The following is a 24,106-nucleotide window of genomic DNA, read 5'->3' as shown; positions in this document are numbered from 1 at the left end:
GTCTCGCCCATGGTGGAGACATGGCGAATCAGAATGTCTTCAGCGGGTTCCAGATCAACCGTCCGCTCATGATCGGCGGGGTCGTCCTCACCGGTGCCGGCGCGCTGGTCGGGCTGGCCGGTGCGGCCATGGTGTGTGTGGCGCTGGCCTCGGCCGGCCGGGGCTGGGTGCGGCAGATGGACACGCCGCCCGCCGAGCGGGCGCACCGGGCGCTGCACCACGCCAAGGAGGCCTCGGTGGCCGCCAAGGCGGCCGGCTGGGAGACCTGGCGCAACGCGCACGACGTGTCCTCGAAAAACTGACGCCGGCCGAGCCGGTGGCAGCGGGCCGGGCGAGGGTGCGCGGCCCGCTGCGTGGCGGCGGTCGTCGGGGTGGGGCCTGTCGTGACGGGCGTCGCGGTGCGCCGTGGCGTCACGTGGTGTCGCGCCCTGCGGTGCCCCGTCACGTGGTGTCGCGCTCTGCGGTGTCCCGTCGCGACGGTGCTACAGCCCCATCGACTTGGCGATGATCGAGCGCATGACCTCGCTGGTGCCTCCGTAGATCCGGAACACCCGGTTGTCGGTGTAGAGCCGGGCGATCGGGTACTCCAGGATGTACCCGTAACCGCCGTGCAGCTGAAGGCACTTGTCGATCAGCTCGGAGGCGGACTCGGTGCAGAACAGCTTGGCCGCCGCGGCGTCCGCCACGGTCAACCCGCCCTGCTGGTAGAGCTCCAGGGCCCGGTCGATCATCGACTGCTGGGCGAGCACCTGGGCCTGGCAGTCGGCCAGTGAGAACTTGGTGTTCTGGAACTCGGCCACCGCCTTGCCGAAGACCTTGCGGTCCTTGACGTACTGCACGGTGAAGCGGACGGCCGCCGCCGATGCCGCGTACGCGCCCACCGCGATCGCCAGCCGCTCCTGCACCAGGTTGTGGGTGAGGTAGCCGAAGGCCAGGCCCTCCTCGCCCAGCAGGTTCTCCACCGGCACCCGGACGTCGCTGAAGGCGAGTTCGGCGGTGTCGGAGGTGCGCAGCCCGATCTTCTGGAGCTTGCGCCCGACGCTGTAGCCCTCGGCGGTGGTGTCCAAGCACAGGATCGACAGGCCCGCCCGGCGGTCGGCCGGGTCGTACGGCGAGGTGCGGCAGACCACCAGCACCAGGTCGGCCAGCACGCCGCCGGTGATGAAGGTCTTGGCGCCGTTGAGGACGTAGTGGGTGCCGTCCGCGGAGAGTCTGGCGGTGGTGGTGATACCGGCGAGGTCGGAGCCGGCGCCCGGCTCGGTCATCGCGATGGCCGTCATGATGTCGCCGGAGACGAACCCCGGCAGCCACCGGCGCTTCTGCTCCTCGTTCGCGTACTCCAGCAGGTACGGCAGCACCAGGCCGGTGTGCACCCCGGCGGAGCCGAAGCTCACGCCCGCGCGGGCGGTCTCCTCGGTGACGACGGCCTGGTACTTGAAGCCCGTCTCGCCGGCGCCGCCGTACTCCTCGGGGACCTCGATGCCGAAGACGCCCAGTGCGCCGAGCTTGCGGTAGAAGTCGCGCGGCGGGTGGCCGGCGCTCTCCCAGCTCTCGTAGACCGGCACGACCTCCTTGGCGATGAAGTCCCGGATCGTCTCCCGGAAGGCCTCGTGGTTCTCGTCGAACACGGTGCGGCGCACGGTGGGGCTCCCTTCGGTGGCGCTCCCGCCGGGCGGTGGCGCCGCGGCTGGGCGGGCCGGCGCGCTGTCGGGGGCGTAGTTGACCGCTGGACAAGTTAATCCCCGGTAGCTTCGGCTGTCCATAGTCCGCGCCGACCCCGCGCAACCAGCGTGCGCGCGATGTCCGCGCTGGTCAACGACGGTGTCCGCGGCCGTTCGTAGCGCGCCCTCGCCGGCGGACACAGGTCGGCGGGGGCGGGCCGTGGTGGCCCGCCCCCGCCGGGTGTCGTAGGCCGTCGGGGTGGTGGTGGAGGGTGCCGCGCCGGGTGCCCGCCCCCGCGCTGGTGGGGCGGGTCCCCGGGGGTGCGGCCACCGCCGCCTGCCCGCTGCCGACGGCCGGCCCGTGCGGCGGCCTAGTCGAGGACGACGGGGTAGTAGACCTCGTCCGAGAGGTTGCCGTTGCCCTGCGCGACGCCGACGCCGCCGGAGTTGCCCGCCACCCCGAGGGTGTTGTTCTGGTTGCTGCCGCCGGAGCCGGTGGCCGTCTGCTGCGCGGCGTTGCCGTTGCCGTGCACGCCCCCGACGATGTTGCCGGAGCCCACGTTGCTCACCACGCTGCTGTTGGCGTGGTGGTCGGAGCCGGCGCCGTTGTCGGCCTGGGCGGTGCCGACGCCCGCGAGCAGGAACGCCCCGAGGGCGGTGACGGCGGCGACTGTGCGAATTCGGGACACGATGGTCTCCTGGTGAGGTGGTGCGAGATCGGCTGATCCGAGGTGGCCGCCCCGGTCGCGCCGTTGCCTGGCGTCGCACACTCAGCATTCACCGGCCTACACGGCCAGTTCCACCGAATGGGTGGCAATTCGCCCGATGGTGTCATGAAGAAGGCATAAGGTCGCAACGGGCGGCGGGTTCGCGTGGGTGCGCCGAGACAGTGAAGTTCCCCCGGACGGAGGTGCGTTGGGCCTGCTGGGAGGGCCGGTCGGGTGACCGGCCGACGTCAACTCCCGGTTGACCGAAGGATGCGCTGGATATCGGATGGTCTGCGTATTGGTCGTACTGGCAGACTCTGGACCCATGTCTGAAGGTCTCCGCCCCGACCCCGCGCCCGCCGAGGAACTGCGAACGACCGAGGTCGATCTCGGCGGACTGGTGAGCGTCCTCGCCACGCACCTCTACTCCACCCCACTGGTCGCCCTGCGCGAACTCGTCCAGAACGCCCACGACTCCCACACCCGCCGCCGTCTGGAGGACCCGCAGGGCGCGCACCGGCCGCTGATCCGGGTCCGCGGCGACGCCGCCCGCGCTCTGGTGAGCATCGAGGACACCGGCGCCGGCCTGACCGAACCGGAGATCCACGCCTACCTGGCCACCGTCGGCACCGGCTACACCCGGCTGCTGCGCGAGGTCACCGGCAACGACGAGCTGATCGGCGCGTTCGGACTCGGCTTCCTCTCCGCCTTCTCGGTCGCCCGCGAGGTCACCGTCACCACCACCTCGCACCGCGAACCCGACCTCGGCCACCGCTACCGCAGCCGCGGCGGCGAGCAGTACAGCGTCGAACCGGTCGCCGCCCGGCCCACCCCCGGCACCGTCGTCGAGCTGGCCCTGAAACCCGAACACGCCCACCTCGCCGACGAGTACGCGCTGCGCGAGGTGCTCGCCCGCTACTGCGTCCTGCTGCCCATTCCGGTCCACGTCGGCGAGGACGAGCAGCCCGTCAACAACGTCCCGGTGCCCTGGCGGCAGCCGGTGCCCGGTGACCAGTACGAGGCGCGGATGCGCTTCGCCACCACCTTCGGCCGCCGCTTCGAGCCGCTCACCGCCTTCCCCGTCGATCCGGTGGACGGCGGCACCGACGCGATCGGCCTGCTCTGGGTCCAGGACGGCGGCACCTACGGCAGCAGCGACAACCGGGACCTGTCGGTCCACCTGCGCGGCATGCTGCTCGCCGAGGACGCCCGCGACCTGCTGCCCGGCTGGGCCGGCTTCATCGGCGGAGTGATCGAGTCCAGCCGCCTCACCCCCACCGCCAGCCGCGAGGACCTCCAGCGCGACGACCACTACCGCGCCCTCCAGCAGACCCTCACCGACGCCATCGTGGCGGGCCTCCACGAGACCGCCCGGCTGCGCCCGGCCGCCTGGCGCCGGATCCTCGCCCGGCACGGGCAGGACCTGCTCGGCGCCGCCCTGTGCGACGACCGGCTGTTCACCCTGCTCGCCGACGACGTGCCCGTCCCCACCTCGCAGGGCGACCTGACGGCCGGTGCGCTGCGGGCCGCCAGCGAGGGCGGAGCGGGCGGCGGAGCGGTACACGTGGCGCTCGGCAGCGGCGGCGGCTTCGAGGAGATGCTCTACCGCGCCATGCAGGTCCCGATCGCGCGCGGCGACCGGTACGCCGTGCTGCCGTTCCTGCGCCGTTACTGCCAGCTGCGGGGCTGCCGGATCGTCGAGCTCGGCAGCGCGAGCGGCAACCGCGAGCTGTTCCGCGACCCCGAACGCCCGCTGCCCGCCGAGGAGGGCGCCTGGCTCTGCGCCGCGCTCGCGGACGAGGGCGAACAGCTCGTCCCGGCCCGGTTCGACCCGCCCGGCCTGCCGCTGGTGCTGGTACCCGACCGGGAGGCCGAGCTCAAGGCCAGGATCGAGGACGACCAGGCGGACGCCCGGATCCCGTCCGCCGCGCTGCGCCTGGCCCGCGCCTTCACCGCCCGCACCGACGGCGAGGTACGGGCCAGGCTCTACCTCAACCTGGCCTCGCCCGCCGTCCAGGACCTGCTCACCGCCTACCGCGCCGGGCACACCGGCAGCGCCACCGCCGCGGGCCTGCTGCGCTCGCTCAAGGTGATCATGGCGACCGCCTCCGGCTCGGCGGGCGGCGACCTGACCGCCGCGCTGGCCGGCATCGGGACGGCCGTCTCGGCCCTGACCGCTGCCGTCCCGGCCGGACTGCCCGCCGTCCCGGACAGCCCCGGCCCCCTCTCCGACGGCGAGCCGGCATGAGAGCGGACGGACTGTCAGTGGCCGGCCGCACACTGTCCGACAGCGCTTCCGAGGGCGCACGGCACCACCCGCAGGGGGAGACCGCATGACCACCGACATCTGGGCCTGGGTCCACGACACCCACAACCAGCTGGCCGAGGCGGGCCACCACCGCCTGGCCAACGCCATCTACGAGATCCCCGGCCACGCCAACGAGGGCCGCGACGACCAGCTCGACGCCGTGTTCCCGGAGGCGCTGGCCTCGGCCCGTGCGCTGAACCTCCCCTGGGTCGAGGTCTATCTCAGGCACTGGCGGATGCAGAACCTGCTGAACAAGCGCAACCAGGGCGAGCAGGCCCTCCCCGAGGCGGTGGACCTGCTGGAGTTCGCGCACCGCGAGGAGACCGCGAGCTGCCCCCAGTCCGTCTGCACCGTGCAGGACTTCGCGATCTGCCACGCCCGGGTCGACGGCCCCGGGTACGTCCAGGAGCGGCTGGCCGTCCTGGGAGAGACCCTGGAGCGGATCGAACCGAGCCGCGCCTGCTACGACTGCCTCTCCCGGGAGTACTCCGACGCGCTGGAGGACGACGACCGCCCCGCCGAGGCGCTCGCCCGGCTCGACGCCGCCGGCGCCCGGATGCAGTCCGCCGGCCAGCGGCTCTCCCTGCGCTTCCACCAGTCCAGGGCCGGGACGCTGCACCTGCTCGGCCGGCACGAGGACGTCCTCGCCGTGATCGACGCCGCCGAACAGGCCGAGCGCGCCCGTGGCCAGGAGATCGACGGCAGCGACCGCCGCTGGGGCGCCCTGCTGCGGGCCCGCGCGCTGGCCGGCCTCGGCCGCACCGACGAGGCCCTCGCCCTGCTGCCCACCATGGCGCAGGCCGCGGAGCACGCCAACCTCCGGCACGCCTGGGCCGAGACGGTCGAGCTGCTCGTCTCCGCCGGCGCCCGCGAGAACGACACCGAGCTGGGCGCCGCGCTGGCGCACTGGGTCGGCTACCTGGACACGGCCGGCTCCCACCGCCCCTGCGTGGACCTGCTGCTGACGGCCGGCCGGCTGGCCCTGCGGCGCGGCGCCCGTACCGTCGCGCTGACGCTGGCCGGCACCGGCGAGCGCAAGCTCGCCCAGCTGCGCCGCACCGAGGGCGTGGCCGAGCAGATCGCCGAGCTGCGGGCGGCCGCCGAGGCCCTGCCCGTACCGGAGCTGCCCGTGCCGCCGGGGGAGCTGATCGAACTGCTCGCCGGGCGCGAGCAGGGCGGCGCGTCCGAGGCCGAGGCCGACCTGATCGCCGCCGCGCTGGAGCGGCACCGGGGTCCGGCGGCCGACGCCACCGACCTGGTACTCAACCTGGCCGGCGTGCTCGGCGGCCTCGGCCACGCCCGGGCCGCCTCCGAGCTGCTGTGGCAGCGCCTGGACGCCGACCCGGGCCACGAGCACCTGGTCGGCATGCTGGGCTCCGCCCTGATCGAGGCCCGGGACGGCGAGGGCGTACGGCGCCTGGCCGACCGCCTGATGGCCACCCGCCCGGCCGACGCGTACTGGACACGGGCCCGCTGGGCCGCCGCCGAGAGCCGCTGGGCCGAGGTCGGCGAACAGTGCGCCCTGCTGCTGGCGCGGGAGCCCGACCGGATCAACACCCGTCGGCTGGCCGCCGCCGCCGCGACCGAGCTGGGCGACCACGCCGAGGCACAGCGGCTCTACGAGGAGCTGCTGGTGCACGCCCCGCCGGCCGAAGGCGCCGAGCCCGAGGAGCAGCACCGCACCGTCCAGGAGCCCGATCTCTGGCGTCTGATCACCGCCGCCACCGTCAACCGGGACTGGGCGGCGGTGCGCCGCGCCGGCGCCCTGCTCGGCATTGAGTTCGACGAGCCCGAGGGGCCGGTCGAGGAGGAGTGGCAGCTGATCGCCGTCCGGGCGACCCGGGCCAACGGCTCCACCGTCGACCTCCCGGCGGTGCGCACCGGCCCGGCCACGGCGCGCATCCTGCCGGTGCTCGGCGAGGAGCTGGCCGTCAACCACCACGACGTGGTGGTCTTCGGCCCCGCGCTGCTGGAGCCCGTTCCGGAGGAGGGCACCCCCGAGCGGGAGCGCTGGCGCCCGACCTTCCGCTACCTCGCCCTGCTCGACCCGGCGGGCTACACCACCTACTGGATCGACGGCGGCTGGCCCGGGGACGAGGCATGGCGGGCCTTCCGCGACGCGCTGGCCCAGGCCGGGTACGGCGTCTGGGTCTACAGCGGGGACGAGTACACGATCACCGACCCCGAGGACGAGGACGCGATGCTGCCGGGTGTCTACGCGGCGCTCGGGGTGCCGCCCACGGCCCAGGCCGCCGACGCGGACGCCCTGCTGCGCCGGCTCACCGCGCACTGGCCGCACCCGCTCGCCTGGCTGGAGCTGGCCAGGACGGCGGGGGTGGACACCGCCGGGCACGAGGAGATCGCCGAGCGCTACGGCCTCTGAGGCGCGGCCCTCGCCTCTCGCCTCTTGCCTGTCGGGTCGTGCCTCCGGCCGCGTGCCTCCCGTTTCCCGCTTCCCGGCGGGCGGCGGGTGGCCTCGGTCCGGGGCGCGGTCGTGGTCTGCGCCGGCTGGTCCTCCCGGGGCGGGCGGGCCCGCCGCCGCGTATATGTGCGTCCCGTGGTTCGATCAGGCAAGGTGTAGGCGGAGATCGAACGGTGGACTGCCACCAGGGGCGAGGAGCGGGAAGTGCCGAAGCGGGGCCGGCCGGGTGGCGGCAAGAGAGCCAGGGGCGGCAGAGCGGCCCGGCCCACCCGCGCCGCGAGCCCGGCCGGGCAGGTCCAGTCCGGCGAGCCCGTCCATCCGTCCAAGGCGCCGCCCACCGAGGGTCTGCTCGGCCACCCGGCGCCGGCCGCCGATCCCACCACCGTCATCCCGCTCGCCCCGGCGGCCCTGGAGACGGAGGGCCTGCTGACCCCGGCGGTCGAGGCCCGCGACGCGCCGGCCGGCCCGGCCCCGGCGCTCGACGCCGCGCCGTACGGCCCCGCGCGGACCGACGACGACATGCCCTACGACCCCGCGTCCTACGACCCCGCGCCGTACGACACCCCCGCCCGGGACACTCCGGCGCGCGAGAGCCGGGCGACCGGCGCGGAGGACACCCTCACCCCCGAGGACTGGCGCGCCGCCGGCTACACGCCGCCCACCGGCATCCCGATGCTGAACGCCGGCGCGCCCGGCGCCGCGCCCTGGCCCGACCGGATGCGCACCCTGCTGCGCACACCCATGCACGAGCGCCCCGGCTACGAGCGCACCCCCACGCAGGAGCGCCCGCCCGAGGTCCACGCCAAGAACGTCCCGCGCATCCTCGACCTCACCCTGCGCATCGGCGAGCTGCTGCTCGCCAGCGGCGAGGCCGCCGAGGACGTGGAGGCGGCCATGCTCGGCATCGCGCACGCCTACGCGCTGGACCGCTGCGAGCCGCAGGTCACCTTCACCCTGATCGGCATCTCCTACCAGCCCTCGCTGGTCGACGCGCCCGTCACCGCCGACCGGGTGGTCCGCCGCCGTACCTCCGACTACACCCGCCTCGCCGCCGTCTACAAGCTGGTCGCCGACATCACGGCCGAGGAGGTGACGGTCAACGACGCGTACCGCCGGCTCGCCGTGATCCGCCGCAACCGGCACCCGTACCCGGTCTGGCTGCTCTCGCTCACCACCGGGCTGCTGGCCGGCGCGGCGACCTTCCTGGTCGGCGGGCGGATCGACGGCAAGGCCTGGCTGGTGTTCGCCAACGCCTTCGTCGCCGCCATCCTCGGCGACCGGCTGGCCTCGCTGATCGCCCGGCGCGGGCTGCCCGAGTTCTACCAGTTCGTGGTCGCAGCGATGCCGGCCGCCCTCTCCGGCATCATCCTCTCGTTCATCGACCTCGGCCTGCGCGGCTCGGTGGTCATCACCGGCGGGCTGTTCGCGCTGCTGCCGGGCCGGGCCATGGTCGCCGCCGTCCAGGACGGCCTGACCGGCTTCTACATCACCGCCGCCGCCCGGCTGCTGGAGGTGATCTACCTGGTGGCGGGCATCGTGATCGGCGTGATGCTGATCCTCTACGCCGGGGTCGGCTTCATCTCCAACCTCAATCCGGACGCGAGCCTGGTCGGGGTGGACTACCCGCCCGTCCAGCTGGTCGCCGCGATGGTGCTGGCGCTGGCCTTCGCGATGCTGCTGCAGACCGACCGCAGGAGCCTGGCGCTGGTCACCCTCAACAGCGCGATCGGCTGGTCGAGCTACGGAGTGCTGGTCAACGCCGACGTCTCGCCGATAGTCGCCACCGGCGTCGCCGCCGGACTGGTGGGCCTCTTCGGCCAGCTGATGGCCCGCTATCGCTACGCCTCCGCACTGCCGTACGTCACGGCCGCGATCGGCCCGCTGATGCCGGGCTCCGCGATCTACCTGGGGATGCTCTCCTTCGCCCAGGGGCACTCCAGCGCGGGCCTGGTCTCGATCAGCCGGGCGGCCGCGCTCGCCATGGCCCTGGCCATCGGGGTCAACCTCGGAGGCGAGGTCGCGCGTCTGTTCATGAAGATCCCCGGCGGCGCGGAGCGGCCCGAGCTCTACCCGGCGCTGCCCAGGCGGGCGGCGAAGCGCACCCGAGGCTTCTGAGCGCACGTCAGCCGGGCGCAGTCCCGGAGCAGCACCTGGAACGAAGGTACGACCAATGATCAGGACCCTGCTGGACGGCTACCACGAGCACATCGTGGCGGCGCACAAGCAGCCGCTCTTCCTGCTGCTGGTGGGGTTCATCACGTCCTTCGTCTGCATCCGGGTCAGCGTGCGGATGATCCGCGCCAAGGTCCGCTGGTGGCCCGGCAACATCACCCCGGGCGGCCTGCACATCCACCACATGGTCTTCGGCCTGGGCTTCCTGCTGGTCGGCGGCGTCGGCGTGTTCGCCACCAACGGCGGACACCCGTGGATCGACGGCTTCGGGTTCTGCTTCGGCATCGGCTGCGGCCTGGTGCTGGACGAGTTCGCGCTGATCCTGCACCTGGACGACGTGTACTGGAGCGAGCAGGGCCGCAAGTCCGTGGACGCGGTGATCTTCGGCATCCTGTTCACCGCACTGCTGCTCACCGGCTACGTGCCGCTCGGGGTGGTGCCCAGTCAGGAGACCCGCTGGGGCCTGGTCGCGGTGATCTCGGTGAACGCGCTGGTGTCGATCATCGCCCTGGTCAAGGGCAAGGTCTGGACGGGGCTGCTGGGCATCATGGTGCCCGGTCTGTCCTGGATCGGCGCCATCCGGCTGGCCCGCCCGAGCAGCCCGTGGGCGCGCTGGCGCTACGCCACCCGCCCGCGCCGCCGGGCCCGGGCGCTCCGGCGTGAACGCCTGCTGCACCGGCGCGCGGACCGGGCGCGCACCTGGGTCTTCGACCTGATCGCCGGCGCCCCTGACAAGGTCCCCGCCCACCACACCGCGACCCACCGGGTCGCCGAGCGGATGGCCGCCCGCGCCACCGCACACCTGGACGCCCACGAGGCCCGCGCCCTGGCCCGTCGCTCGGCCCGGCTCGCCGACCGGCGCTCGGCGGCCGGCGCCCCCGGGCCCGGTACGGCCGGCGGCGGTGCGGTGGAGCACGGGCAGCCCGGCCGCCAGGACCGCGCCCGGCAGCGCCGCCGTACGGTACGGGCCGGACGCAGCAGGACGTACGGCGTCCGCGCCGGCGGACCGGCCCCGCAGGAGCCGTCGGCCGGCACGGGGCCGGAACCCCGGGCGCCGCACCGCTACCTGCACCCGCACCCGCACCTGAGGACGCCCCGGGCCCGGCGGTAGCCGGGGCGGCAGATCGCGGAGGCCGTGCGGGTGGTGGCGGCGGGGGAGGCGATCCTCTTCCCGGCGGCACTGCGCCGGACGGTCGCCGCCCGCCCGCTGGGCTCCGCCGAGGCGTTGCCGAAGGCGGCGCTGACGGGGCGGGAGGAGGAGGTGCTGCGGTCGATGGGCCACCGGCCTGTCCAACCCGGAGATCGCGGACTCGCTCACCGTGAGCCTGGAGACGGTCAAGACCCACGTCGGGAAACGTGCTGACCAAGCTCGGCGCGCAGAACCGGACCCACGCGGTGGTGATCGCGTACGAGTCCGGCCTGGTGGTGCCGGGGTTCGCCGACTGACGCGCCCGAACGCGCACCTGGTGCAGGAACTCGCCGACCTTGGAGAAGGTCTGGTGCCGGTCCCATCCGGTCGACGGTCGGCTGCCACCCACTGGCCGGACCCTGGACGGCCTGGCCCTGGACGACGACGAGACACCGGTTCGCCTCGGCGTGGCCGCCACGCGACGCTCATTTGTCGCAGTGCTCGGCCGGCTCCTGCCTGGCGGGTGCGGCGAGGAGATCTTCGCCGTCGTTCCTCTCGTGCTCGGCCGAGCGGAGCCCGTCCGGGTCGCGCGACCAGTTCTTCCCGTCGCTGTCGAAGAACTGGACCGCCCGAATCGGTGCCCCGCCCGGCAGGACTCCGTAGCCCCGGAGGAAGCCGTCGATGTCCTGGGCGGCGAAGACCAGCCGGGTGCAGGGCGGGATGGCGTCGAAGCCCATGAAGATCCATTCGTGGGTAGCAGGATCAATGCCCGCGTCCGGCGCGTAGAACCACAGGTCGACCCGGGTCACCGGGTCCAGCGAGCGGTTCGCGATGATCACCGTCTCGCTGGTCTCACCGGCCCACTCGGTCCAGTAGCTGACCCGTCCGGCCTGTTCCCGCCGGTCCCGCTCCAGCTGCTTGCGCGTTGCGTCCACGCTCGACGATGCCACCGTGGCGCTGAAGAAGAGGCCGATCGCTGCCGCGATGGCGGACAACGCCGTGGCCCAGGGCGCCAGGTTGTGGCCGAGGGCCCGCGTCGCCGGAGGTGCGGCGGTGCTGCCCGGCGGACGTCTCCGGGCGGCCGACCGCAGGCGGGCCCGGATGGTGGGGGAGGTCGCTCGACGCACGGCATCAGCATCGTCCAGAACCTGCGGCCCGACCATCGGGTGTCCGCCACCTGCGCGGGAGAGGGGCGTTGCGAGCTTCACCTTTGCCACGGGCGTGCACGGCCCGCTCGCGGGCGTTCAGCGGACGCTGCGTGACGGGGACAGGGACGGGGACGGGGACGGGGACAGGGACGGGGACGGGGACAGGGACGGGGACGAGGACGGGAGGCAACGGCTCCTCATGCCCGCCGTTCGGGGAGGCGGGGGAGGCGGCGGGGCGCGGAAAATGGGATGCCGGGGGCGCGGGGCCGGTCGTACGGTGGCGGAATGGGTACTTACGCGCTTGGTGCGACCCGCGATCCGGGCACCGGCCGAGAAGACGATGTGGTGATCCGGGCGATCACCGAGGACGACCTCGCCGGGTGGGACCGGGCCCTCACCCTCGGCTTCCTGCGGCCGCACGTCGAGGACGGCACCGAACTGCGCCGCCTCCAGCTCACCCAGGGCCGGACGCTCGGCGCGTACGACGGGGAAACCTGCGTCGCGACCTTCCGCAGCTACGACAACCAGCTGACGGTGCCCGGCGGCGCCACCGTCAACGCCGACGCGATCACCGCCGTCACGGTGAGCGCCACCCACCGCCGGCGCGGCGTGCTGAGCGAGATGATGGGCCGGGATCTGGCCGAGGCGCGCCGCCGTGGCAACACCGTCGCCATCCTGATCGCCGCCGAGTACAACATCTACGGCCGCTACGGATTCGGCCCGGCGACCCGCGGCCACGGCTGGAACATCGACCTGCTGCGGGCCGGCGGCCTGCGCGCGGAGCTTCCCTCGGAGCCCGGCGGCCGGATCGACTTCGCCACCATGGCGGAGCTGCGCAAGATCGGCCCGGAGCTGCACGAGCGCTGGCGCCTCACCCAGCCGGGCGCGATCGGCCGGGACGAGCTGTTCTGGCGGATCCACACCGGCGATGTGACTGTGCCGGGCTTCGACTGGAAGCAGCCCTTCGCCGCGGTCCACCGCGACGCCGAGGGCACCGTCACCGGTCTGGTGGTCTACAAGATCGATGACACCTGGGACGGCAGCTACCCCAACTGCACCCTCACCGTCACCGACTTCATGGCGATGGACCGCGTCACCGCCGTCGCCCTGTGGCGGTTCGCCTTCTCGGTCGACTGGGTGCGCCGGGTGGTGGTCGAGAACATCGGCCCGGACGACCCGCTGCCGCTGCTGCTCAACGATCCGCGCGCCGCCACCCCGTACGCGGAGAACGCCGACTTCATGTGGCTGCGGGTGCTCGACGTCGAGGCGGCCTTCAACGCCCGGACGTACGGCGCGCCCGGACGGGTGGTCCTGGACGTCGAGGACGAGGTGGGCTACGCGGCGGGCCGCTGGTCCCTGGAGGTCGCCGCCGACGGCACCGGCCGCTGTGCCCCCACCGCCGACGACGCCGACCTCGCGCTCGACGCCTCGACCCTCGGCGCGCTCTACCTCGGCGGCGAGACGCTCCCGCGGCTGGCGGCGGCCGGGCTGGTCGGCGAGCTGCGCCCGGGCGCGGTCGCCGCCGCCGACCTGCTGCTGCGCACGCCACTGCTGGCCTGGAATCCGGACACCTTCTGAGACCGGCATTCTGGGTCTGGCCTTCTGAGCCTGGCCTTTTGGGCCGTGGTACCGCCGATGGTCGTGCGGTCGTGCGGTCGTGCGGTCGTGCACAGGACCGCACGACCATCGGCGGTACTACGGCCTCGCCGTACGGCCGATGGTCGGCAGGATGAAGTCCTGGATCAGGCCCTTGGCGTCGCGGACGATCGGGCGGAACACCCGGTAGCGCGAGAGATTGATGACCCGTGCGGTCATCGGCGTCGAGCGGCGCACGAACTCGCGGGTCCGCCCGGTGTCCGGGGTGCGGTCGAACACCCAGTAGAGGACCACGATCATCAGGTCCAGCCAGAGCAGGTCGGGCAGCAGATCGGCGAGTTCGGCGTCGAGCTTGGCGGCGATGTCGGAGCCGGTCAGCACCTCGCGGAAGAGCTCGACCGCCGTCGCGCGGGCCGGGTGGGACTCGTTGGAGAACGGGCTGAGCGAGCTGGTCGGGTCGGCCGCGGTACGGAAGAACTGCGAGGCGAACTCGTGGTACTCCGCGGCGCAGTCGATCCACGAGATCAGGGCGATCTCCAGGCGCTCCGCGAAGTCCGTCCGCCCGGCCATCCGGGCTCTGGCGTCGGCGGCGTGCTGGTACGTCATCTGGTCGTAGAACCCCTGGATCAGGAATTCCTTCGACTCGAAGTAGTAGTAGGCGTTGCCGACCGAGACACCCGCCTCGGAGGCGATGGCCCGCATCGTCGTCTTGTCGTAGCCGCGTTCCTTGAACAGCCGCATGGCCGTCTCCAGGATCAGCGCCCGGGTCTGCTCGCTCTTGCCGGTCTTGGGCAGCGCGCGGCCGCCGGGGACCTCGCCGCTGGGCACGGGCTGCCTGCCCGTGCCCTTGACGGAGAGGTCGGCTCCCGCGGTCGCGCCCTGCTCTCCGGGCTCGCCCTGCTGCTGTCCGTTCGCGCCGTTCGTCGGTGTCACGTCGTCCACGGTCGTTGAGCCTAGCCGGAGACCGAGCAGGCGCCGTCGACACAGCCGTACGCCGGGGGCCGGTACGGCTCGCCGTACGGGTCTGTGACCGGGTGGGCGGCAGACTGCGTCCGGCCCGCGACCGCGCCGGGCCGCGCCGTACCGGATGTCCCCTCCGCACCCGGTGCGGCGCGGCCGGCCCCCACGGCCGCGCGGTACTTGCTGGCGGCGAAGGCCGCCGCCCTGGCCACCGGCAGTCCGGTCGGGGTGCTCAGCCGCCGGGCGAGCGGCCGGTACTCGGCGAGCGCCCAGAGGCAGATGACGAACGCCTGCGGGCCGCGCCAGACCTCACCGGTGTCGGCGACGACGGTGATCTCGCCGAGTGTCGCGTCGTGGTCGAGCCCGGGGAACCGCTCGCGGGCCTCGGCCGAGGCGACCGCCACGAACTCCAGCGGAACCAGCTGGTACCGGCCGCGCAGCCAGGCCGTGAGGTGCCGGCAGAGCGGGCAGGCCGGGTCGTGCAGCACGGTGATCCGGGTGACCGGTGGCGGGACGGACGGCTCCGCCTGCGGCGCGGGGTCGGTGGTCACCTGAACCGTCCTCAGCCCTGGGCCGGCTGGTAGGCGGTGTAGCCCTGCGGTGCGACCGGCGGGCGCTGCTGGCGCTCCAGCGCGCCGCGGCGGCGGATCCGGTTGAGGACGTACACGTTGGCGAGGTGCATCCCGCCGAGTACCAGCAGGACCGTGCCCAGCTTGATCGACAGCGCGTCGAAGACGCCCTGGGTGCCGATGACCTGCTGGTCGGTCTTCATCCAGAGCGCTACGAAGCCGAGGTTGAGCAGGTAGAAGCCGACCACCAGAAGGTGGTTCACGGCGTCCGCGAGCTTCTCGTCGCCGGCGAAGACGTCGGCGAGGAAGATGCGGCCGTTCTTGGTCAGTGTGCGGGCCACCCAGATGGTCAGGCCGGTGGCGATCGGCAGGTAGACGGCGTAGCTGACGACAGTGCAGTCCATCGGGACCACCTCGTTTCGAACGTGTTCAAAACCTTGTGGGCATGACTGTAGCCCTGAGTTTGAACGTGTTCAAGGTGGGGGTGTGGGAGGCTCGTCACATGACGACGCAGCACGCTCCGGGCGTGACGATCAGGACGGGCGCCGACGCCGACACCGACGCGGTGGCAGCCCTGCACGCGGCCAGCTGGCGCACCGCCTACACCGGGATCATGCCGGCGGAGGCGCTCGGCGACGGCCTTGCGGACGAGCGGCGCGAACTGTGGGCGCTGCGTCTGGACGCCGACTACGGCGAGCCCGCCAACACCCCGCTGCTGCTGATCGCCGAACTGGCGGGGGAGACCGTCGGCTTCGCCTACCTCGTCCCGCAGCCGGAGGGCCGGGTCCTGCTCGACAACCTGCACGTGCGCCCCGGTCTGACCGGTGGGGGCATCGGCGGCAGGCTCATGGACGCCGCGCTGGCCCGCTGTGCCGAACGGTTTCCCGGCGCGGACCTCTACCTGGAGGTGTTGCAGGCGAACATCCGCGCGGTGGCCTTCTACGAGCGGGCGGGCGGGCGGCGCACGGACGAGCGCGACTGCGAGTTCCCGGCGGGGTTCACCCTGCCCGAGTACGAGTACACCTGGCCCGCCCCCGTTCGGCGGTAGCGCCGACCCGGATCGGTCCGGTCCGGGCCGGGGGAGCAGGCGGACCGGGCCGAGCAGGCCGACCGAGCCGAGCAGGGCTGAGCGCCCGGGCGGCTGTGCGCCCGCGCTGCGGGAAGGGGAACGTGCAGAGGCCTGGCCGACAGTGCGGTCAGCCGTCATGGTCGTACACCGTGACTGCCGTGACTGCCGTGACCGCCGTCACCGGCGGGCCGGCTCCGGCTCCGGCAGCCGCTCGCCCGCGCCCGCGGCCTGCGCGCCGGCCGCCTTCGTGGCCGCCGGCGCGCCGCCCGCCGTCCGGCCGCGGGGTGCGGGCCGGAGCCGGTGCCGCCCGGCGAGGGCGATCAGCAGGGCCGTCGACGCGGCCCCGGCGGGCAGCCAGTAGCCCGTCCCCGGCGCGGTGTGCTGCGCGAACACGCCGCCGATCGCCGCGCCGGTGGAGATGCCCACCACGATGCCGGATACCGCCATCGACATGCCCTCGTTGAGCTGCCGCTGCGGCAGCAGCTCCTGAACCAGCGTCATGCCGCTGACCATGGTCGGCGCGGTGCCCGTACCCGCGATGAACAGCACCACCGCGAGGGCCGCGAACCCTGCGCCGGAGAGGGTGACCAGGAGCGGCAGGAGCAGCAGTCCGGCCATCGCCCCGACGCCGATCAGGAACCGCACATGCGGTGCCCGGCGCGGCCGCAGCAGCCCGAAGCCCAGCCCGGCCGCGCAGGAGCCCGCGGCCACCAGCCCCAGCAGCAGGCCGGCCAGCGGCTTCTGCCCGAGCGCGTCGGCGTAGGCGAGGGTGGTGACCTCCATCGAGCCGAACAGCAGCCCGGTGGCGAAGAAGGTCAGCGTCAGCACCCGCAGACCCGGCAGCCGCAGGGGGGAGGCGGGCGCCTCCTCCCGTGCCGGCGCCGACCGTACGGGCGGCTCGGTGCCGCGCTGGGCGGCGAACAGCAGCGCGCCCGTCGTCGACAGCACTCCGGCCGTGATCAGGCCGGCCTCGGGGAACAGCGAGGTGCAGAGCAGCATCCCCAGGACGGGCCCGGCCATGAAGCAGGCCTCGTCCAGCGCCTGCTCCATGGAGGTGGCGATGTGCCGGGCCTCGGCGTCGTCGCGGTAGATGTGGGCCCAGCGGGCCCGGGCCATGCCGCCCAGGTTGGGGGCGACGCAGCCGGCCGCCCAGCAGAGGTACAGGGTCCAGGCGGGGGCGCCGAAGTGGACGCAGAGCAGCAGCCCGGTGAGCGGCACGGCGGCGACGAGCGCGGCGGGGACGGCGACCCGGGACTGCCCGACGCGGTCCACCAACCTGCCGAACAGCGGCATCCCCACCGCCACCGCGACGAGTCCCGCAGCCGAGACCGTCCCGGCCAGCGCGTAGGAGTCGCGGCGGGTGGCGATCAGCACCACGAGCGAGACGCCCATCATCGAGAAGGCCAGCCGGCCGAGCAGGCCGGCCAGCGTGAAGGCGAGCGTGCCGGGCACGGCGAAGATGCGGCGGTACGAGGCGAACATGGGGCTCCTGGAGAGGACTGCGGGGGGATGTCACCAGCTTCGGGGCCGCCCCGGCCTCCGGTCCAACACCTGTTTCGGCGTACTGACAATCTTCTGTTGTTAATCTTCCGCCATGCCCCGTGACCTGCACCCCCGTCTGCTGCGCGGCTTCGTCGTGGTCGCCGAGAGCCTGCACTTCGGCCGGGCGGCCGAGCGGCTGCACATCGCCCAGCAGGCGCTCAGCCGGGACGTCCGGGCGCTGGAACTGGCCCTCGGCGACGCCCTGTTCACCCGAACCACGCGGAGCGTCGAGCTCACCCCCGCGGGTGTCCGGCTGCTGCCCAAGGCGCGCCGGCTGCTGGCCCTGCACGACGAGATCGTGGCGGCGGCCGAGCACCGGCCGCTGCTGCTGGACCTCAACAGCGACGTCACGGGCGACGATCTGACCGCCGACCGGATGCTCGCCAGGGCCCGGACCACCTGGCCGGACGGCGAGTTGCTGGCGCGCTTCCACGGCGGGCTGTCAGCCGCGGCCGGTGAGCTGCTGGCCCACCGGCTCGATGTCTCGCTCGGCCGCTTCGCCGGCCTCCCGGCCCGGGTGCGCGCCCAACTCGCCCAGGTGCCAGTGCGGTTGGAGCGGATGGCGGTGATGATGGCGGCCGGGCATCCGCTCGCGGGGCGGGAGGTGCTGCCGCTGGCGGACCTGGCCGGGTACCCGGTGGACATCTGCGCGGGCAACCCCGCGACCACCGAGTGGGCCGACCTCGGGGCCCGACTCCTCGGGCAGCACGGCCTGGAGGCGGCCCCGCCGTACGTCCCGCCGGTGGGGGTGGACGAGACCGCGCGCTATCTCGCCCGGCACGGCGATCCGATGCTGACCACCACCGGCGGACCGCGGATCCCCGGCTCGGTCCTGCTGCCGCTGGTGGATCCGGTGCCGCTGAGCCTGCTGAGCGTGGTGCACCGGCCGGAGCTGCGACATCCCGGGCTCGCCGCGCTGCTCGCGGCCGCCGCCGAGCTCGGCGGGCGGGAGGGCTGGCTGGTGCGTCCGCCGGGCAGCTGGCTGCCGGATGAGGACGTGGCCCTGCTGGCCGCTGCGCGGCGGCACTGACGGCGGCAGTGACGGCGGAGGTGACGGCGACGAGGCGGACGTGACTTGCGGCGGGTGGCCTCCTGGCCTCGTGGCCTCGTCGGCCGGGCATGCCGCCGCCCCTGCCGCGGGGGGACGGCAGGGGCGTGGGCGTGTCCGTACGGGGGCCGGGTAAGCCGGGGCGCCGGGGTGTCGGGGGCGGTCAGGCGGCCTTGACCGCGGAGATGTCGAAGCTGAGCTTGACCTTCTCGCCGATCAGCACGCCGCCGGTCTCCAGGGCGGCGTTGTAGCTCAGACCCCAGTCGGTGCGGTCGATGGTCGCCGAGCCCTCGAAGCCGACCCGCACGGCGCCGTACGCGTCGACGGCGCTGCCGGTGAACTCCAGGTTGAGGACGACCGGGTGGGTGGTGCCCTTGATCGTCAGGTCGCCCGTCATCCGGTACGAGTCCTCGCGCAGCCGCTCGGCGGAGGTGCTGCGGAAGGTGATCTCGGGGTGTACCTCGGCGGCGAAGAAGTCGCCGGTCCGCAGGTGCTCGTCGCGCTGGGACTGCTTGGTGTCGATGCTGGCGACCTTGATGACCAGTTCGGCGGAGGAGTTGGCCGGGTGGCTGCCGTCCAGGTGGAGCTTGCCGTCGTACTCGGCGAAAGTGCCGCGCACGTTCGTGACCATCGCGTGCCGGACCGCGAAGCCGACCTGGCTGTGCGCGGCGTCGATGGCCCAGTCGCCGGTCAGATGCGCCAGGTCGGGGCCGGCGGTGGTCGCGGCGGTGTGCTCGACCGGCTTGGTGGCGGTCTTGGTGCGGTTGAACAGGGCCATGGCTCCTCCTGAGGTTCCGAAGCCAGATGTTTAGGCTTCAACTTCTTGCGTCCACCATAACCCCACTTCGTTCAATGTTCAACCATGCCGTCGGAGTGGTTCTCCGCGAGTCGAGTTGATCGCTCCGGCTCGGCCCGGCGTGCGAGCCGCCTGAACTCCGGCGCCACCGACGGTGGCTGCGAACCGGGTCAGCTGCTGGCCGCGTTCGCGGAAGCCATGCGTCGACCGTTCGTTCGATTGCCGGGTTCGGCGGATACGCTTTCCAAGGTCGGCTCCGAGTCGGTCCCGAGTCGGTCCCGAGTCGGCTCCCGATCGGCTCCGCACCCGCGCCGCACCCGCTCCACAGACCGGAAGGCCCGCCATGTTCGCCCTGCACGCACTCTGGCGGGCGGACGGGCGGCTCGCCCTCTGGGCGGAGGACGCCCGTGCGTACGCCGTGGCCGCGCCGCCGGAGACCGGCGCCGGCCGGGCGCTGCGCGCCCACCCCTACGCCTGTCCGGCGGTGGCGGTGGCCGAGCTGCTCGCCGGAATCGGCCCCGGCCTCGGCTGGCTCGCCGAGCAGGCGCCCGAACGCTGGGCCACCCTGTTGCTCCCGACCTTCGACGGAGCCCCCGTCCCCTCCCCGGAGCTGCCCGCCGATCCCGAACGCGGCGGAGCCGCCCTGCACCCGTGGCGGGTGCCGGCGCTGCTCTTCGACGCCGCCGCGGCGGCCCAGTTGCTCGGCGGGCTCTTCGACCCGCGCTGGGCCGTGGCGAGCACCGAACTCCCCGGCGTCGGGCCGGTCGAGATCGCGTACGGCGCCTCGCTGCGCTGGCTGACGGGCGTCCACGACCTCGCCTGGCGGCTGGTCGGCCGGGGCCTGGTCCGGCCCGAGCCGACCGTCGAGGGCGGCATCGCGCACGCCCGCTGGCGCCCCGCGCCGGACGAGCCGGCGCGCCGCGAGGCCGCCGCACTCGCCGCCGGCTGCCCACCGGTCTGCCGCGCCGAATGCCCCGCCGGCCCCTCGGCCCCGGCCACCCCCGTACCCCAGGCCCGTACCGGCGGCGAACTGGTCGCCGACCTGCTGGACGCCCTGGTCGACGCCGAGGCCCGCGCCACCCTCGCCGACTCGCCCCCACTGCTGCGCACGGCGCCCGCCACCGCCGCCGAACGCTGGCTCGCCGCGCTCACCGCCCCCGACAGTCGCATTCCCGGGCCCACGGCCAGGCCGGCGAGCACGGCGGGCCACCGCCCGGCTGTCGCGGGCGAGGCGCCGGCGGCACCAGAAGTCGGCCAGGCCGACCTCCCACTCCGAGCCCGCTCCCCACGGCGAGCCGCCCCCGCCCCTGCCGACAGCGCCGCTGCGGCCCCCGCCCCCACGGCCCCCGCCCTTGCCGACACCGACCACGCCGACTTCGCGGAGCTGCGCGAACGACTCGGCGCCTGGTACGCGGGAGCGACACCCGTCACCGCCGCGCTGCGGCTCTGCTTCCGGCTGCTGGAGCCGCTGGGCCCGGAGGAAGGGTGGCAGGTCGAACTGCTGCTCCAGGCCGTCGACGAGCCGTCCCTGCTCGTCCCCGCCGCCGAGCTCTGGAGCGCAGGCCCCGCCTTGGCCGCGCTCGGACGCAAGACCGCGCACCCGCTCGACGAGTTCGCCGCCGAGCTGGACCGCGCCACCCACCGCTGGCCCGCGCTGTGCCGGTCGCTGCGCACCACCCGGCCCCGCGCCGTCCAGCTCGATCGGGCCGGCGCCCTCGACTTCCTCCGCACCGCCGCGCCCGCCCTCACCCAGGCGGGCTTCGGCGTGCTGCTCCCCACCTGGTGGCGACGCCGCCCGCGCCTCGGGCTCGCCCTCTCCGTCCGCACGCCGGCCCCCGGTGCCGTCGAGACCGCCCGCCAGGTCGACCGGGACGTCATCGTCGCGTTCCGCTGGCAGGCGGCCCTCGGCACGGTGACCCTCACCCAGCAGGAGCTGGCCGACCTGGCCGCTGCCAAGCAGGGCCTGGTACGGGTACGCGGGCAGTGGACCGAGGTGGACACCGACCAGATCGCCGCAGCGCTGGCCTTCCTCACCGACCGGGCGGACGGCCTGATGCCCACCACCCAGCTGCTCCGTACGGCGCTCGACCCCGACGCCACCGTCTGCGGTCTGCCCGTCACCGCCGTCGACGCGCAGGGCCCACTCGGCGACCTGCTGGCCGGGCGCGCGCTGCCGGTCCCGGCCACGCCGCTGCCCGGGGACTTCGGGGCCACCCTGCGCCCGTACCAGGAGCGGGGTCTGGCGTGGCTGCGCTCGCTCGCGGGACTGGGGCTCGGCGCCGTGCTGGCGGACGACATGGGGCTCGGCAAGACAGTCCAGACCCTCGCCCTGCTGGCCACCGAACAGGCCGAGGGCGTCACCGCGCCGACCCTGCTGGTCTGCCCGATGTCCCTGGTCGGCAACTGGCAGCGGGAGGCCGCGCGGTTCGCCCCCGGCCTGCGGGTGCACACCCACCACGGCGGCGAACGGCTCACCGGGGACGGGCTGCGCGAGGCCGTCCAGGGCGCCGACCTGGTCATCACCACCTACGGGCTGGTACAGCGCGACGTCGAGGAGCTGCGGTCGATCACCTGGCGGCGGGTCGTCGCCGACGAGGCGCAGTACATCAAGAACAGCGCCACCGCCCAGTCCAGGGCGGTCCGTTCGTTGCCGGTCAGCGCCCACCGCGTGGCGCTCACCGGCACCCCCGTGGAGAACCGGCTCTCCGAGCTGCACGCCGTCCTGGACTTCGCCAACCCGGGCCTGTTCGGCTCTGCGGCCCGCTTCAAGGAGCGCTACGCGATTCCGGTGGAACAGCATCGGAACGCCGCCGTCGCCGCCGAACTCCAGCGCCGCACAGCGCCGTTCGTGCTGCGCCGGCACAAGAGCGACCCGGCGATCGCGGCGGAGCTGCCCGCGAAGCAGGAGATGACGCTCTGGTGCAACCTCACCGCCGAGCAGGCCGGGCTCTACCAGGCGGTGGTCGCCGACCTGCTGCACCGGGTGCAGGGAATCCGGGGTGTCGAGCGCCGCGGCACCGTGCTGGCGGCCATCGGCAAGCTCAAGCAGGCCTGCAATCATCCGGCCCAACTCCTGCACGACGGGTCAGCGTTGGGTGACCGCTCCGGCAAGGTGGCCCGACTGGAGGCGGTCCTGGCGGAGGCCCTCGCCGAGGGCGATCGCAGCCTGGTCTTCACCCAGTACGCGGAGTTCGGGGCCCTGCTCCAGCCCCACCTCGCCGAGCGGCTGGGGGAGGAGGTGCTCTTCCTGCACGGTGGTGTCCCCAGGCGGCGCCGGGAGGAACTGGTGGCCCGCTTCCAGGCACCGGACGGGCCGCGGGTCTTCCTGCTCTCGCTCAAGGCGGGCGGCACCGGCCTCAATCTGACCGCCGCCAACCAGGTGATCCATCTCGACCGCTGGTGGAACCCGGCGGTCGAGGAGCAGGCCACCGACCGGGCATTCCGGATCGGTCAGCGCCGGGACGTCCAGGTCCGCCGCTTCGTCTGCGTCGGGACCGTCGAGGAGCGGATCGCCGAACTGATCGACGCCAAGCGGGCCCTGGCCGACGCGGTGGTGGGCGAGGGCGAGCACTGGCTGACCGAGCTCTCCGCCGACGCGCTGCGCGAACTGGTGAGCCTCTCGGCGGACGCGGTGGGGGAGGACTGACGGTGGGAGCGGTGACAACGCCAGTGACAGCGACAGCGACAGCGGTCGGCGGGCCGGGTGGAGCCGGGAACGAGAACGGGACGGGGAACAGGAGGAGGACGCGATGACCGATCCGACGCCGCCCCCGGCGGGTTCCAGCAGCGTCGCGGGTAATGCCGCGCCGGTGGGTGAGCGCCCGCTCGCCGACTGCGTGGCCGACTTCTGGCGTGGAGACTTCACCCTCCGCGGGGACGGCGAGGACGGCGGGGACGCCGAGCAGTCGCCGACCACCTCGGCCCTCGCTGCGCTCGGCCCCTCCGGCATCACCGTGCGCGGCCGGGACCTCGCCGCACTGCTGGAACCCGCGTACCGGACCCTCTCCTCCTGACCCTGCCCCTGCCCTGACCTGCCTCCCTGACTTGTTCCTGACCTGCCCTCGACCCTCTCCTCGCGGCTCCTTGACGCTCCCCGTGACCAGCCTGCGCGGGCCGAATTCGTTGTCCTGCACGGTGGGATGCCTGTCACAGTGGCCGGTATGACAGCCCTCCATGAGATCCGCGCGGACTACGACGCCCGGACGATCGTGGTCTACCAGGCGTACAGCCCCGCCATTGCCGCACCCGCCCTCGCCGCCAACCGCTTCGTACCCCCGTTCTCGCGGCACCGGATGACCTGGATCAAGCCGTCGTTCCGCTGGCTGATGCACCGCTGCAACTGGGCCCGCAAGCCCGGGCAGGAGCGGGTGCTGGCCGTCCGGATCACCCGGCGGGGCTGGGAGGAGGCACTCGCCCAGGCCGTGCTGACCACCTCCGACCCGGCCGCGGTGGCGGTGGCGCCCGTCCACGTCCAGTGGGATCCGGAGCGGTCGGTGTCGGGTGCCGCGCTCAACCACTACAGCATCCAGGTCGGCATCGGCCGCGGTGTGATCGGCACACTGGTGGACGACTGGGTGGTGGACATCGAGGATCTGACGCCCCGGGTCGCCAGGATCGCGGGCCAGCTGCGGGGTGGCCGAACCGCCCGGATCACCCCCCTGCTGCCGCCCGAGCGGGTCTACCCACTGGACCCCGCGCTCGCCCGGCGCCTGGGCATGCCCGGCTGATCCCCGCCCGGACGGTTGGACGGCCCGCCAGGCTTCGGCCATGGGGACGGGGCGGACGGGGTCGCCATCGACCTGGCCGAGCGCCGGCCGCTCGGGCTGCTCGCGGCGGCCGAGGGCGTGACCGCGCTGCTCGCGGGCGTCTGGGGCCAGGTGCAGCAGGCCGCGGCCACTGCCTCCGCCTGTCTCCCCCAACCAGCTTGCTCCTGCTAGCAGTGTGCTTGCATTTGCAAGCGGAGTGGGGCAGGGTGAAGG

20 protein-coding genes and 1 pseudogene are annotated in these 24,106 nt (G+C 73.8%); 13 read left to right on the top strand and 8 right to left on the bottom strand.

Going from position 1 to position 24,106, the window contains the following annotated elements; genetic code table 11:
* Positions 1-20: 20 nt before the first annotated feature.
* Positions 21-302 carry a hypothetical protein gene (locus tag ACIBH3_RS17475; protein ID WP_396312843.1) on the top strand — a complete coding sequence of 94 codons (282 nt, stop codon included), beginning with the start codon at positions 21-23 and terminating at the stop codon, positions 300-302.
* A 180-nt stretch (positions 303-482) separates the two neighbouring features.
* On the opposite strand, the gene ACIBH3_RS17470 is transcribed toward ACIBH3_RS17475, so the two are convergent.
* A complete protein-coding gene (locus tag ACIBH3_RS17470) occupies positions 483-1,640 on the bottom strand; it encodes an acyl-CoA dehydrogenase family protein (protein WP_396312842.1) in 1,158 nt (385 codons plus the stop codon).
* A gap of 392 nt (positions 1,641-2,032) precedes the next feature.
* Positions 2,033-2,350, bottom strand: coding sequence for a hypothetical protein (locus tag ACIBH3_RS17465; protein WP_396312841.1), 318 nt, complete (start codon positions 2,348-2,350; stop codon positions 2,033-2,035).
* A 343-nt stretch (positions 2,351-2,693) separates the two neighbouring features.
* Between ACIBH3_RS17465 and ACIBH3_RS17460 the strand changes: the two genes are divergently transcribed.
* From ACIBH3_RS17460 to ACIBH3_RS17440, 5 genes and pseudogenes are all read left to right on the top strand, one after another.
* On the top strand, positions 2,694-4,616 hold the full coding sequence (locus tag ACIBH3_RS17460) for an ATP-binding protein (protein WP_396312840.1): 1,923 nt from the start codon (positions 2,694-2,696) through the stop codon (positions 4,614-4,616).
* A gap of 85 nt (positions 4,617-4,701) precedes the next feature.
* A complete protein-coding gene (locus ACIBH3_RS17455; protein ID WP_396312839.1) occupies positions 4,702-7,059 on the top strand; it encodes a hypothetical protein in 2,358 nt (785 codons plus the stop codon).
* Positions 7,060-7,617: 558 nt separating this feature from the next.
* Complete coding sequence (locus tag ACIBH3_RS17450; RefSeq protein ID WP_396312895.1) at positions 7,618-9,213, top strand: threonine/serine exporter ThrE family protein; 1,596 nt, start codon at positions 7,618-7,620, stop codon at positions 9,211-9,213.
* A gap of 55 nt (positions 9,214-9,268) precedes the next feature.
* Positions 9,269-10,381, top strand: a complete 1,113-nt coding sequence (locus ACIBH3_RS17445) for a hypothetical protein (protein WP_396312838.1) — start codon at positions 9,269-9,271, stop codon at positions 10,379-10,381.
* Positions 10,382-10,716 (top strand): annotated as a pseudogene (locus ACIBH3_RS17440) (response regulator transcription factor); the annotation flags it as partial.
* Between the two features lie 168 nt (positions 10,717-10,884).
* Here the strand turns inward: ACIBH3_RS17440 and ACIBH3_RS17435 are convergent.
* The gene (locus ACIBH3_RS17435; protein WP_396312837.1) at positions 10,885-11,526 is read right to left on the bottom strand and encodes a hypothetical protein; all 642 of its coding nucleotides are present in this window, start codon (positions 11,524-11,526) and stop codon (positions 10,885-10,887) included.
* 306 nt (positions 11,527-11,832) lie between these two features.
* On the opposite strand from ACIBH3_RS17435, the gene ACIBH3_RS17430 reads away from it, so the two are divergent.
* Positions 11,833-13,125, top strand: coding sequence for a GNAT family N-acetyltransferase (locus tag ACIBH3_RS17430; protein WP_396312836.1), 1,293 nt, complete (start codon positions 11,833-11,835; stop codon positions 13,123-13,125).
* Positions 13,126-13,242: 117 nt separating this feature from the next.
* On the opposite strand, the gene ACIBH3_RS17425 is transcribed toward ACIBH3_RS17430, so the two are convergent.
* The 3 genes from ACIBH3_RS17425 to ACIBH3_RS17415 are packed head-to-tail and all read right to left on the bottom strand — an operon-like array spanning position 13,243 to position 15,076.
* Entirely contained in the window at positions 13,243-14,085 is an 843-nt protein-coding gene (locus tag ACIBH3_RS17425; RefSeq protein ID WP_396312835.1) for a TetR family transcriptional regulator, read from the bottom strand.
* Between the two features lie 11 nt (positions 14,086-14,096).
* The gene (locus ACIBH3_RS17420) at positions 14,097-14,654 is read right to left on the bottom strand and encodes a thiol-disulfide oxidoreductase DCC family protein (RefSeq protein WP_396312834.1); all 558 of its coding nucleotides are present in this window, start codon (positions 14,652-14,654) and stop codon (positions 14,097-14,099) included.
* Between the two features lie 11 nt (positions 14,655-14,665).
* Positions 14,666-15,076 carry a hypothetical protein gene (locus tag ACIBH3_RS17415; protein WP_396312833.1) on the bottom strand — a complete coding sequence of 137 codons (411 nt, stop codon included), beginning with the start codon at positions 15,074-15,076 and terminating at the stop codon, positions 14,666-14,668.
* Between the two features lie 98 nt (positions 15,077-15,174).
* Between ACIBH3_RS17415 and ACIBH3_RS17410 the strand changes: the two genes are divergently transcribed.
* A complete protein-coding gene (locus ACIBH3_RS17410; RefSeq protein ID WP_396312832.1) occupies positions 15,175-15,720 on the top strand; it encodes a GNAT family N-acetyltransferase in 546 nt (181 codons plus the stop codon).
* 198 nt (positions 15,721-15,918) lie between these two features.
* Here the strand turns inward: ACIBH3_RS17410 and ACIBH3_RS17405 are convergent, their stop codons facing one another.
* Positions 15,919-17,223, bottom strand: coding sequence for an MFS transporter (locus ACIBH3_RS17405; RefSeq protein ID WP_396312831.1), 1,305 nt, complete (start codon positions 17,221-17,223; stop codon positions 15,919-15,921).
* A 112-nt stretch (positions 17,224-17,335) separates the two neighbouring features.
* On the opposite strand from ACIBH3_RS17405, the gene ACIBH3_RS17400 reads away from it, so the two are divergent.
* Complete coding sequence (locus tag ACIBH3_RS17400) at positions 17,336-18,313, top strand: LysR family transcriptional regulator (protein ID WP_396312830.1); 978 nt, start codon at positions 17,336-17,338, stop codon at positions 18,311-18,313.
* A gap of 181 nt (positions 18,314-18,494) precedes the next feature.
* Here the strand turns inward: ACIBH3_RS17400 and ACIBH3_RS17395 are convergent, their stop codons facing one another.
* Positions 18,495-19,109 (bottom strand): YceI family protein, encoded by a 615-nt coding sequence (locus tag ACIBH3_RS17395; RefSeq protein ID WP_396312829.1) that lies wholly within the window; start codon positions 19,107-19,109, stop codon positions 18,495-18,497.
* A gap of 361 nt (positions 19,110-19,470) precedes the next feature.
* Here ACIBH3_RS17395 and ACIBH3_RS17390 point away from each other — a divergent pair, with 361 nt between their 5' ends.
* The 4 genes from ACIBH3_RS17390 to ACIBH3_RS17375 all read left to right on the top strand — a co-directional run bounded on the left by ACIBH3_RS17390 (position 19,471) and on the right by ACIBH3_RS17375 (position 24,064).
* Positions 19,471-22,773, top strand: coding sequence for an SNF2-related protein (locus ACIBH3_RS17390; RefSeq protein ID WP_396312828.1), 3,303 nt, complete (start codon positions 19,471-19,473; stop codon positions 22,771-22,773).
* Between the two features lie 103 nt (positions 22,774-22,876).
* The gene (locus ACIBH3_RS17385; protein WP_396312827.1) at positions 22,877-23,140 is read left to right on the top strand and encodes a hypothetical protein; all 264 of its coding nucleotides are present in this window, start codon (positions 22,877-22,879) and stop codon (positions 23,138-23,140) included.
* 147 nt (positions 23,141-23,287) lie between these two features.
* Positions 23,288-23,854, top strand: coding sequence for a DUF4291 domain-containing protein (locus ACIBH3_RS17380; RefSeq protein ID WP_396312826.1), 567 nt, complete (start codon positions 23,288-23,290; stop codon positions 23,852-23,854).
* Positions 23,855-23,869: 15 nt separating this feature from the next.
* Positions 23,870-24,064: a hypothetical protein gene (locus ACIBH3_RS17375; RefSeq protein ID WP_396312825.1), complete on the top strand. Its 195-nt coding sequence runs from the start codon at positions 23,870-23,872 to the stop codon at positions 24,062-24,064.
* Positions 24,065-24,106: the final 42 nt, after the last annotated feature.

The organism is Kitasatospora sp. NPDC050543 (genome assembly GCF_044457565.1).
In the GTDB taxonomy this organism is placed as follows: Bacteria; Actinomycetota; Actinomycetes; order Streptomycetales; family Streptomycetaceae; genus Kitasatospora.
The sequence above is the reverse complement of the archived record's forward strand: the minus strand, read 5'-3'. Positions and strand labels throughout refer to the sequence as shown.

What these genes read in the sequence shown, in the direction of transcription:
- ACIBH3_RS17460 (WP_396312840.1), top strand. Translation starts at nt 2,694, where the DNA reads ATGTCTGAAGGTCTCCGCCCCGACCCCGCGCCCGCCGAGGAACTGCGA.
- ACIBH3_RS17390 (WP_396312828.1), top strand. Translation starts at nt 19,471, where the DNA reads ATGTTCGCCCTGCACGCACTCTGGCGGGCGGACGGGCGGCTCGCCCTC.
- ACIBH3_RS17385 (WP_396312827.1), top strand. Translation starts at nt 22,877, where the DNA reads ATGACCGATCCGACGCCGCCCCCGGCGGGTTCCAGCAGCGTCGCGGGT.
- ACIBH3_RS17395 (WP_396312829.1), bottom strand. Translation starts at nt 19,109, where the DNA reads ATGGCCCTGTTCAACCGCACCAAGACCGCCACCAAGCCGGTCGAGCAC.
- ACIBH3_RS17475 (WP_396312843.1), top strand. Translation starts at nt 21, where the DNA reads ATGGCGAATCAGAATGTCTTCAGCGGGTTCCAGATCAACCGTCCGCTC.
- ACIBH3_RS17455 (WP_396312839.1), top strand. Translation starts at nt 4,702, where the DNA reads ATGACCACCGACATCTGGGCCTGGGTCCACGACACCCACAACCAGCTG.
- ACIBH3_RS17430 (WP_396312836.1), top strand. Translation starts at nt 11,833, where the DNA reads ATGGGTACTTACGCGCTTGGTGCGACCCGCGATCCGGGCACCGGCCGA.
- ACIBH3_RS17410 (WP_396312832.1), top strand. Translation starts at nt 15,175, where the DNA reads ATGACGACGCAGCACGCTCCGGGCGTGACGATCAGGACGGGCGCCGAC.
- ACIBH3_RS17380 (WP_396312826.1), top strand. Translation starts at nt 23,288, where the DNA reads ATGACAGCCCTCCATGAGATCCGCGCGGACTACGACGCCCGGACGATC.
- ACIBH3_RS17405 (WP_396312831.1), bottom strand. Translation starts at nt 17,223, where the DNA reads ATGTTCGCCTCGTACCGCCGCATCTTCGCCGTGCCCGGCACGCTCGCC.
- ACIBH3_RS17445 (WP_396312838.1), top strand. Translation starts at nt 9,269, where the DNA reads ATGATCAGGACCCTGCTGGACGGCTACCACGAGCACATCGTGGCGGCG.
- ACIBH3_RS17400 (WP_396312830.1), top strand. Translation starts at nt 17,336, where the DNA reads ATGCCCCGTGACCTGCACCCCCGTCTGCTGCGCGGCTTCGTCGTGGTC.
- ACIBH3_RS17450 (WP_396312895.1), top strand. Translation starts at nt 7,618, where the DNA reads ATGCCCTACGACCCCGCGTCCTACGACCCCGCGCCGTACGACACCCCC.
- ACIBH3_RS17415 (WP_396312833.1), bottom strand. Translation starts at nt 15,076, where the DNA reads ATGGACTGCACTGTCGTCAGCTACGCCGTCTACCTGCCGATCGCCACC.